This window comes from Acinetobacter sp. C15 (assembly GCF_013420645.1).
In the GTDB taxonomy this organism is placed as follows: Bacteria; Pseudomonadota; Gammaproteobacteria; order Pseudomonadales; family Moraxellaceae; genus Acinetobacter; species Acinetobacter indicus.
Genome location: NZ_VOXR01000062.1, coordinates 1 through 10,335, shown reverse-complemented (window position 1 = coordinate 10,335; position 10,335 = coordinate 1). Strand labels below are relative to the sequence as shown.

9 protein-coding genes and 2 pseudogenes are annotated in these 10,335 nt (G+C 41.1%); 4 read left to right on the top strand and 7 right to left on the bottom strand.

The window, feature by feature from the left end; translation table 11 throughout:
• Nucleotides 1–124 precede the first annotated feature (124 nt).
• From FTT63_RS14120 to FTT63_RS15930, 4 genes and pseudogenes are all read left to right on the top strand, one after another.
• A pseudogene (locus FTT63_RS14120) lies at nucleotides 125–688 on the top strand (triacylglycerol lipase); the annotation flags it as partial.
• A gap of 67 nt (nucleotides 689–755) precedes the next feature.
• On the top strand, nucleotides 756–1,364 hold the full coding sequence (locus FTT63_RS14115) for a hypothetical protein (protein ID WP_227554602.1): 609 nt from the start codon (nucleotides 756–758) through the stop codon (nucleotides 1,362–1,364).
• Nucleotides 1,365–1,501: 137 nt separating this feature from the next.
• On the top strand, nucleotides 1,502–2,428 hold the full coding sequence (locus FTT63_RS14110) for an esterase/lipase family protein (protein WP_373685686.1): 927 nt from the start codon (nucleotides 1,502–1,504) through the stop codon (nucleotides 2,426–2,428).
• 63 nt (nucleotides 2,429–2,491) lie between these two features.
• A pseudogene (locus FTT63_RS15930) lies at nucleotides 2,492–3,467 on the top strand (esterase/lipase family protein).
• A 60-nt stretch (nucleotides 3,468–3,527) separates the two neighbouring features.
• Here FTT63_RS15930 and rplS read toward each other — a convergent pair.
• From rplS to FTT63_RS14065, 7 genes are all read right to left on the bottom strand, one after another.
• A complete protein-coding gene (rplS, locus tag FTT63_RS14095) occupies nucleotides 3,528–3,896 on the bottom strand; it encodes a 50S ribosomal protein L19 (RefSeq protein WP_104500703.1) in 369 nt (122 codons plus the stop codon).
• A 173-nt stretch (nucleotides 3,897–4,069) separates the two neighbouring features.
• The gene (trmD, locus tag FTT63_RS14090) at nucleotides 4,070–4,819 is read right to left on the bottom strand and encodes a tRNA (guanosine(37)-N1)-methyltransferase TrmD (protein WP_168381541.1); all 750 of its coding nucleotides are present in this window, start codon (nucleotides 4,817–4,819) and stop codon (nucleotides 4,070–4,072) included.
• 26 nt (nucleotides 4,820–4,845) lie between these two features.
• Nucleotides 4,846–5,394, bottom strand: coding sequence for a ribosome maturation factor RimM (gene rimM, locus FTT63_RS14085; RefSeq protein ID WP_016658481.1), 549 nt, complete (start codon nucleotides 5,392–5,394; stop codon nucleotides 4,846–4,848).
• 28 nt (nucleotides 5,395–5,422) lie between these two features.
• Nucleotides 5,423–5,680: a 30S ribosomal protein S16 gene (rpsP, locus tag FTT63_RS14080; RefSeq protein ID WP_004809941.1), complete on the bottom strand. Its 258-nt coding sequence runs from the start codon at nucleotides 5,678–5,680 to the stop codon at nucleotides 5,423–5,425.
• A 138-nt stretch (nucleotides 5,681–5,818) separates the two neighbouring features.
• Nucleotides 5,819–6,289 (bottom strand): type IV pilin protein, encoded by a 471-nt coding sequence (locus FTT63_RS14075; protein WP_218954020.1) that lies wholly within the window; start codon nucleotides 6,287–6,289, stop codon nucleotides 5,819–5,821.
• The gene (locus tag FTT63_RS14070) at nucleotides 6,280–6,753 is read right to left on the bottom strand and encodes a type IV pilin protein (RefSeq protein WP_218954019.1); all 474 of its coding nucleotides are present in this window, start codon (nucleotides 6,751–6,753) and stop codon (nucleotides 6,280–6,282) included. The genes FTT63_RS14075 and FTT63_RS14070 overlap by 10 nt, the downstream gene beginning before the upstream one ends.
• A gap of 15 nt (nucleotides 6,754–6,768) precedes the next feature.
• Nucleotides 6,769–10,200, bottom strand: a complete 3,432-nt coding sequence (locus FTT63_RS14065; RefSeq protein ID WP_180192432.1) for a pilus assembly protein — start codon at nucleotides 10,198–10,200, stop codon at nucleotides 6,769–6,771.
• Between the last annotated feature and the right edge of the window lie 135 nt (nucleotides 10,201–10,335).

Genomic DNA, 10,335 nt, shown 5'->3' with positions numbered 1-10,335 from the left:
TTACACCGTGACAGCCTATGGAATTGAGGTAATCCCTAAAGCAAATGCTTTAGGTTCTTGATGGTGAAGTAGGAATTAAACATCAAACCCACATTGAGTAGGTTTGAGTAGGTTTTAAATAACGGTTGCAGGAACTTATCATGGCTCTAAAGTTGCAGATGACATCCAAAATAATACGCTGACCCGTACAGCATTTAATATTCTAGGTGATTATATTATTGGACCATTAATTGCCTTAGGTCAGCTCAAACCTGAACTGGAAATTGACTTTGATGCATCGATGAAGTCCCTCACACAAACAGGTTCAAAAACCTTTAATGCAACGGTTGCACAAAATGCCGTGAAAGATGGCGTTTTAGCAGCGACTGAAAACTGTAATAAAAACCTAAAACCACGTGACAGTAAAGGCATCTATTACTATTCATGGACAGGTGTGGCGCAAGCGACCAACGCCTTAGACATTGATACGATTTTAATGCAACTTGGGCCATTGTCGTATGGCAGCAAAGACAATGACGGCATGGTGGCACGTTGCAGCGCCTTCATTGGTAAAGTCATTAAAGATGACTACAAACTTAATCACACCGATCTTGCCAACATGATGTTTGGCTTAAAAGGTCTATTCGCACCAGATCCTGTCGCGATGTATCGCCAACATGCCAACCGCTTAAAACTACAAGGTTTATAAGCAAAATGCCTTTATATTACGCGATATAAAGGCATTGTTTTTTATTGCGCTCGCCTCAGGATGAACAATGAAAATATTTCCATTCTTGGCATTGGCTTTAGGGGTGGGTGCAATCTCATCCACAAAAGCCAGCACTGCCTTACAAGCCTATCAAGCATCTTTTGTACTCTCTAGCTATGCGAAAACGAAGTATCCGATTGTCTTTGCACATGGCTTTGGTAGTTTGCTCGGGCATAGCATGAATGTTCTTACTCAGAATCAATATCCTGTTGAGATCACCGCGGCTTTAGATGCAATGCATCCAGAAAAAATACAACGCTTTAATGCGCTGTATGGTTCGAGTGCTATTCCGAAAGATTGCAACAGCCAAGGGACTAAAATCACATCGAATGGGATTCATCATTACTCATGGATGGGCAATCGCCAAGTCACCAATGCAGTCGATGTCATTGAATCCACCGTCGTTACCTTGGGTGGTAGTTTCTTGAAAGGCAGCCCCAATGATGGTGCATTGCCTCTTTGCAGCGGACGCTATGGACAAATTATCCGTCAAGATTATCAACATAATCATTTTGATGAAGTGAATCAGTTCTTCGGCATTATTGGCACTTTTGCACAAGATCCTGTGGCCTTGTATCGCCAACATGCCAACCGTCTTAAATTACAAGGTTTATAAACAAGCATTACATATATTCAACCATAAACCTACGTGGATTGTTTAGATTGAAATCAGGCTGGGACTGCCTAAAACAACAAGAGGAAACAACAATGAAATATGGATTAATCACTGCTGCTTGTATCGCAGCCATGACCATGACGACGGCTCAAGCCAACAGTACGCAAGCCAAACAATATACTGCCAAAGCATCGACACAGTATGCCAAAACCAAATATCCAATAGTATTTGGTCATGGTATGGCAGGTTTTATTCAAATTGGTAGCGATCCTTTCGGTTTAGATTATTGGTATCAAATTCTGCCAGATTTAGCGCGTAATGGTGCCAATGTTTGGGCAACACGTGTTTCGCCATTTAACTCTTCAGAAGTTCGTGGTGAGCAGTTGAAACAACAAGTGGAAGAAATTTTGGCGATTACCGGCGCACAGAAAGTCAACTTAATCGGCCATTCACATGGCGGACCAACGATTCGCTATGTGGCAGGTGTCATCCCAAATAAAGTTGCATCTTTAACTTCTGTCGGTGCACCACATAAAGGCTCACCCGTTGCCGATTTAATTTTAAAAGCTGAAGGCACTGTTGTTGAGGGTACATTGGTAGGTGGCGTGAACCTTGTATCCAAAGCCATCACATGGGCACAAGGCTTAGATCCAAATAGTTTCCCTCACAATTCACTTGAAGGTGGACGCAGTTTAACTGCTGCGGGTTCCGCAGCCTTTAACCAAAAATTCCCAATTGGTATGCCAACAACGAGTTGTGGTGAAGGTAGCTATCAAGAAAAAGGCATTTATAACTATTCGTTCACAGGCGTAGGTCAAGTGACGAATCTACTAGATCCTGACTCTGCGCTCAAAGTGACTGCACTACTGATTGATGGTGGCAAAAACAATGATGGCTTAGTGTCGCGTTGCAGTGCCAAATTCGGTAAAACCATTCGTGATAACTACAACTGGAACCACCTAGACGAAGTCAATATGGTCTTTGGCTTAAAAGCCATGTTTGCTCCAGACCCTGTGGATGTTTATCGTCAACATGCGAATCGTTTAAAACTACAAGGGCTATAAAGCTCAACTCATTAAAGCCCTGCATTGCAGGGCTTTTCTTTGCATTCATGATTGGGATATTGCATGAAAATTAAAACAATATACTTCACCATAGCTGCCCTACTCTTTAGCTCATTCGGTACTGCTTCAAATTTACAAAAAGCACAAAGTAAAAACGTGATCTCTAACTATGCCAAAATGCAATACCCCCTCGTATTTGCACATGGCATGATGGGCTTTAATCGCATTGCTATGGATGTTTTGGGCATGGATTATTGGCATCAAATTTTGCCTGATTTAGCACGTAATGGTTCAACCGCTTTTGCTGCCCGCATGTCACCTTTTAATTCATCAGAAGTCCGTGGCGAACAATATGTCGAACAGCTCAAAGAAGTATGGCAATTACGGGCGCCAAAAAACTCAATTTAATTGGACATAGCCACGGTGCCCATGCAGTGCGCTATGCAGCAGGAGTCATGCCACAACATGTCACTTCTGTTATGACAGTCGCTGGCGCCAATCAAGGCTCAATCGTGGCATCGGATGTGATGAAATTTGCCAGTCAAACTGGTACCTCTGATTTACTAAATACCCTGATTAGTAGTTTTGGCGCTGTGATTATGTGGGCACAGGGTTTGGATGCACATGCTTTTCCGCATAACGCTTTAGCTGCAGGTCATAGCACTTCTATTGAAGGCACCGCTGAATTTAATCAACGTTTTACGCTTGGGCTATCTTTAAAGCATTGTGGTGAAGGCAAATATAACGATCAAGGCATTGCGCTATATTCAATAATGGGCACAAACAAATGACCAATGCATTAGATTTCAGTGATGCCGCGATGAAGGCACTGGATTTGATCTCTGCTTCTAAAGCAAGTGCAAATGATGGCATTGTCTCCGTATGTAGTGCGAAATTTGGTAGAACGATTCGAGATGATTTTCCATGGAATCACTTAGATGAGGTGAATTTATTGTTTGGTATCACGGGTATCTTTGCGCCAAACCCTGTCGATGTCTACCGTCAACATGCCAACCGTCTCAAGTTGCAAGGTTTATAAAATTTAGACATAAAAAAATGCGCCAAAAGGCGCATTTTTTCAATTCGATAAAACGTAAAATTACGCTTTACGAGCTGGTAACTTTTCACGGATACGTGCAGCTTTACCAGAAAGTTCACGTAGGTAGTAAAGTTTAGCACGACGAACGTCACCACGACGTTTCACTTCGATTTTAGCAACGATTGGAGAGTGAGTTTGGAATACACGCTCAACGCCAACACCGCTAGAAATTTTACGTACAGTGAACGCAGAGTTCAGACCACGGTTTTTCTTCGCAATAACAACGCCTTCGAACGCTTGTAGACGCTCACGGTCACCTTCTTTAACTTTTACTTGAACAACTACTGTGTCACCTGGTGCAAAAGCTGGGATGTCTTGTTTAAGCTGAGCATTTTCAACAGCTTGAACTAAAGGATGCTTACCACTCATGGGGTATCTCCAATATGTGTGGGTCAGAAGAGGTCTGAGATCCACTGGGGCTAGAGGCTAAAGCGCATAGACCCGATTAACTTTCCCTTTATGCTTGACCGCTTCAAGACATAAAGAGCCTATTTAAATACTCAGTCTAAAGACCAAGCTTTTCATTGCGCCCGAAGCATAAATTAAGATTTATGTTCTGGCAAATCTTTTAGCCATTTTTTCTGCTGTTTGGTCAGTTCCACCTGTTCAACCAGTTCAGGCCGACGCTCAAGTGTACGCTGATAACGCTGCAAAAAACGCCATTTTTCAATATTTGCATGATGACCTGATTTCAGTACCTCAGGCACATCCAAACCTTCAAAATGGTCAGGCTTTGTGTATTGTGGGCAGTCTAACAGACCATCCACAAATGAATCTTGTACATGGGATTGTTCATCAGACATGGCACCCGGAAGTCTCCGGATAATACTGTCTAATAACACCATCGCAGGCAGTTCACCGCCCGATAATACGTAATCTCCAATCGACCATTCCTGATCAATATATTTCTGGATTAAACGTTCATCGACACCTTCATAACGGCCACACAGCACAATTAATCCGTCATATTGGACAAATCCTTGTACAGCGGGTTCATTTAAGGTTTGACCTTGTGGTGACATATACACCACGGGTACGTTGACCGCACCTGCTTCATGAGCAAGTTCTTTGGCACGGCGGATTGCTTTTGCCAGTGGCTCAGCCATCATTACCATACCGGGACCACCACCAAATGGACGTTCATCCACTCGTTTGTAGTTACCCTCAGCATAATCGCGAGGATTGATACAATGAATTTGCATCAACTCACGTTGTGCTGCGCGCCCGCTAATACCGAAACGTGTAATCGCTTCAAACATTTCAGGAAAAAGCGTAATGACTGCAAAAAACATCGCAGACTCCCGTATTTCCAAAAATATTAGTAATCTACGCCCCAATTGACATAAATACGACCTGTTTCGAGATCAACGCGTTGTACCACATCTTTATGCCATGGAATCATACGCTCTTCGCCATCGATACTGTCGGCAGTTGCGCGAACCACCATCACATCGTTAGCACCTGTTTCAAACAGTTCGTGGATTTGACCGAGATTGACTTCCTGTTCCTCATCATCCAGACCTAACACGGTTAGACCTTTTAAATCAGACCAGTAATACTCATCCACGCCCGCTTGAGGCAGTTGCGATTTTGAAATCCAGATATTTGCGCCAACCAGACCGTCTGCTGCAGTGCGATCGCTCACACCTTTTAAGCTGACAACCAGGCCTTTGCCATGTGGTTTCCAACGTTTTACATCGACAGTTTGCCAACCTGCTTTGGTCTCAATGTACCAAGGCAGGTAGTCAAACATGTTGCTCATAGGTTCTGTATTGGAATAGACCCAGAGCCACCCATTTAATCCATATGCTGAACGTAGCTGTCCAATCTGAATACGATCTTCGGGTACATTCTGTGTTGGTGTCATGGGCTACCTACTACTTAATTCTTTAAAATTATGCAGCAGCTGCAGCTTTCTTCGCTTGAGCAGCTAAAGAAGCAACACGTTCAGAAGGTTGAGCACCTTGTGCTACCCAGTGAGCAAAACGGTCAGCATCTAAACGAAGTTTTTCTGCTTTACCTTGCGCTGTAGGGTTGAAGAAACCGATACGTTCGATGAAACGACCGTCACGTGGATTGCGGCTATCAGTTACAACGATTTGATAGAATGGACGCTTTTTAGCACCACCGCGAGTAAGACGAATAACTACCATGATACAACCTTATAGTTTTTACGGATTATCCCTGTACCGACCATCGATACATTTCAAACCCCTTTCATAGAGGGCAGTATTTTACGCGAAGTTTGCCCTGAATGAAAGATCAAAAATTGTTTATCCACAATTTTGAATTTATTTATCGGACCATGCTAGACAGGTATCAGTAGCTGTAAAGGTATCTTTATTTTTATACCAGCATTGCTGCCCAGCATGATTCAAAGTTAATGCTCCCGTTCCTTTTTGCATTCCAGTAGTAATTGGCGTAGCAGTGAGCGTCCATTCTGTTGCATTTGCATTAAAGGCTAATCTGTATTGGTATAATCCATTTTCAGAGTTTGGTGTTGCACTCGAATATCCAACTCGGGTTAAATTTATCGGGGTAATAACACCACCACGGGTAGATTGAACATAGTGAAAATTGGCTAATTTAAAGCGTTGTAGCTTACTGGAAATTTCAGCCATTTCAGCTTGTACTTCTGCTCTTTTTGTTTTCCGCACAGAATTTTGATATGAAGGAAATGCAATTGCTGCAATAACACCTAAGATGGCAACAACAGTAACTAATTCTAAAAGTGTAAAACCGCGCTTTGCCTTTATTTCCATGGTTCACCCCCTGTGCCACAACTCATCATTGTGACATTAGCTGCAGTTTTATTCTTACATTTTGTTCCTTTACTATCAATTAAATAACTATAAAGACGATTATCCGATGATGTGGCACGTATAACCCAGTTCCGACCTTTTGGAGGGCTTGTGGTTTGATCTAATTTTTTTGATGTTTCATCCCCATCTGCTATTTCAATTTTGTATTTTGCTGTAGCTGATGTCGAACCTGCGGGTAAATATAAAGGATTTGCCGATGGGGCATAACCTATATAATTAAATTGCCGTGACTTATGTTGCTCTAATTCTTGAGTCAATTTCTGTATTTCTTGTTGTACATTACTGTCAGTAGCTTTTCTCACATATACTTGGTATGACGGTACCGCTATCGCCGTCAGAATACTGACGACAATAACAGCAATCATAAGTTCGATAAGTGTAAAACCTTGATTATTTTGTATCATTCAAAACCTCTACACTTAATTCTTTTCATACCAACTTTGCGGAATCAATCTATTGGTTCCCGCATAATTAATTGAAGTGATTTTCTTTGTAGCATCCAGACTACTTACAGGTGCAATAATACGACGATCTCCTGAATTAGTCCCCGGCCCTACTGTAATACCCAATAAACCTTTACCTAAAACTATGGTATTAGCTGCTACAGTATCCCCAGCTTCACATTGACCATATGGCATACAGAAACGGTGAGCTCGGCTATTTCCATAAATACCCGCTCCACAAGATTCAGTAGTACCAACGCCTTCCGCATCAAAAGTACTCACATACAAGTCATTATCAATGGCAATTAAATCACCTTGGACTTTTTCTACAGCCTTTCTATTCCCCACGTTTACACTTGAAGTGAATGCATAGAACCATCCTTTATAATCACTATTTTCTTTATTTGCAGCCAAATTTAATGGTATTGGGCTCGCAGCACTTGTTGCCGCCAATTCACGATGTGAATCTGTAATTTCAAATAAATTCGATATTGTTGGACTAGTAACTGGCAATGTGGCCTCATGCGGTTTATCCATAACTACCACTTTGTCATAAATATTATAAATTGCATCATCAATTAAACTTTCATGATCATCATCTTCCTCACCACTTACAATATATTGATCATTTACTTTTTTACCTAAGAGAGGTGTGCTTCTATTGCCTGACCCTATACTGATCACAGCAAATAAACCATTTGAACCGTTATACACTGTAAATGCTGGCATTTCATAAAAACGTGGGCTGTAACCACCATCAATATGCCCATTGTAAATTCGTGTAATTTGTTTGGCGAAATTAGTAGCTGTATCAGTTTTAGCATGATTTTTATCTAAATCAATACGGAAAACTTGCCCACCTAAATCACCGAAGTACAGATGATCTATATCTCCATCCCCTTCACGGTCTACGGTTTTTATCTGGCTAACAACACTATATTTCAGGTGATCACCATCTCCAATTAAAGTTTTCCCTTCCTCAGTTGGAGTTAACTTGGCATCGTAGGTTGACCATAGAAATTCACCTGTGTCAGCATCAAACATATAAACACCAGCACCAACACCATTCTCTTGATCGTATTTAAAGTCTTCATAGCCAGGATCATATCCACCACCTACAAACATCACTAAGCGGCGTTTACCTTTCCATTGAACGTGTGCAAGAGTAGGTTTTGACCAGCTCTGTCCCATTTTAGCCAAGTTTGCATAACGGGAATTTTCTGTTGCTGCATGGGTGAACCCATCTACTCGACTTTGTTCAGGATTAATCCGGAATTTAATTACAGGCTGATTATTTGTAGAAGCAGTTAAGCGGGTAAGATCAAGTGCATAGTAACTTTTCCCCCCCATACGCAAGCCACCATACACCCATTGTTTACCGTATTTGTTGTCATCTTCATAGACTTTAAAAGTCCCTTCTGGCGCTTCATCGGTACCTGGAACATATACGTATTCGGTATGTGCAGTCCATTGTCCATCCACCCCATAGTACAAATTATCCATACCATTTTGTGGAGTTTCTTTAGGATCCAGTAATGCTGTTGGCTGGCTGGCTAACATTTCTTGCGGCACAAAAGCAAAGACTTCATTACCCGCGGTATTATTCAAAGAGGTTGTCGCAGCTTCTGTTACCGTACCTGCTTTTACAACATGTAAAACACCTTGCGTAGTACCAAACAAGATATAATCATCACGGTTTTCAGTATTAACTGTGTTATTTGAATAAGTAATTTTTCCCGACTGTGTTAAAAGTACGGGTGTGGAATGCATGACTGCGCCTACTTGACGAAGTTCTTCTGCAGGTGTGGTTCCTGCAATAATTGCTCCCACACCTGTATCAGTTAGGCTAGAGACTTGATTGTCTGTTATTTTATACCCCAGTAAACCAAGTAAATAGCCTCGAGTTGTTGGTGCTTCAGCAATATAACTCTGAGTCACTGCATTCAAAGTAGCGCCTGTATTGGTAAATACTTTACGATTTAAATTACTATCCGTATTTTTTAAACTTAGGCGACTTAACACCCCACCTAGAGTTTTTAGTTTTTGCTGATATTCAGTTAACTGGGCATTTGATGCATAGTTTGGTGTCCATAAGTCTTCATTTGCTGGATTAAGCACACCGTCACTTGAAAAAACATTTGCATCATTTTTATCCTTTAACAATCCACCTGCAACCTTGTATTTCTTTAAATTTCCAATCCAGGATTGCTCATCTTCAGAAGGTTTTGGCTGAAATTGTGGGAAATAGGAATATGGTTGAATTACATTCGTGTTTAATGCATCTTGAGGAATAGCTGAAGTACCTGTTGTAATTGCTGGAATCTCTACCCGAATCGATTCAACGAAGTTTTGTACACTGTTTACAATATCTGTCGTATTCGCAGCGCTATACCAACCGCCTCCCCCAACGATGGAAGCCTTGGCTGCTTCTAAAGCATTCCCCGTAAAAAGATTACGCAAATCAGTAGTATCATTAGCAGTTTGAGTACCAGAATATTTATATATCGTAAGAGGATTATAAACGGCGCTACCAAAACTAAACTCATTACCAAAACCAACAACTGCTGTCTTGATTTCAATGTTTTTTGTGTTTTGTTTTAACTTTAACTTTTCAGCAATTGTTGTTACACAAGGCCAAGAAGAACCACAATTAGTAGAAGTGGTAGCTGTTGATAAATAACTATTAATTGCAGATCTTGCTGATGATGTACTATCGCTCCATGGCTCACCGTCTGTTAAAAAATATACACCGTATCCTGCGCATGCAGCTTCTGCACCGGTCGGCATATTTGCCATTAAACCTGCAGCACCAGTTGCATAGGCATGCGCTATAGGCGTACCAGATGAATTTGAATAGCCTGTAATTGCCGATAATAGAGTTGTTCTATTCTCAGTGTTTAAAACTAAAGGAGTTCGTGTAACACTTGGATTTGGAAACCGTGTAAATCCAATTGAAGCTGTTTCTACTAAAGGCGTAATCGTTGTAGTATGACCACTTACTGTCGAATTACCAGCAATTAAATCATACATACTTTTTTTCAGCATAGTTACACGATCTGGACAGCTATATTTTGTTCCTGTTTCTATTGAACTGATTATTTTTTTTGTTTTCGTAATTTCTCTTTTACGATACCTAGTATTACCTACCCTGTATTCTTCCCAATTTCCTTCACTATCTCTAGTTTCTCCTTCTATATCCTGTCTAGAATTATTGAAATTACTTTCAATACAAGATCGTGAAATTTTACTTTGTAGGGCTGAAGTCAAAGAGCTATATGTAGTTGATCCTGCTGTATTGGAAAGGGATTCTGTTGTTGGTGTTGTTTCTGAAACAAATTCTACAGGCTCATTCCGCCAATTATTATTACTTCTTCTCTGAATTTCTAATTCCTTTACAGTAGAGGTCAAACGCACTCTTGAACCGTACCGGGTTTGTCGGAGACCAACTTTCTTGAGAGAATGTCCCGATGACAAAACCAAAATATACCCCTGAAATCAGAGAAAGAGCGGTTCAATTATTGATTGAATCCGAAAAAGATTATC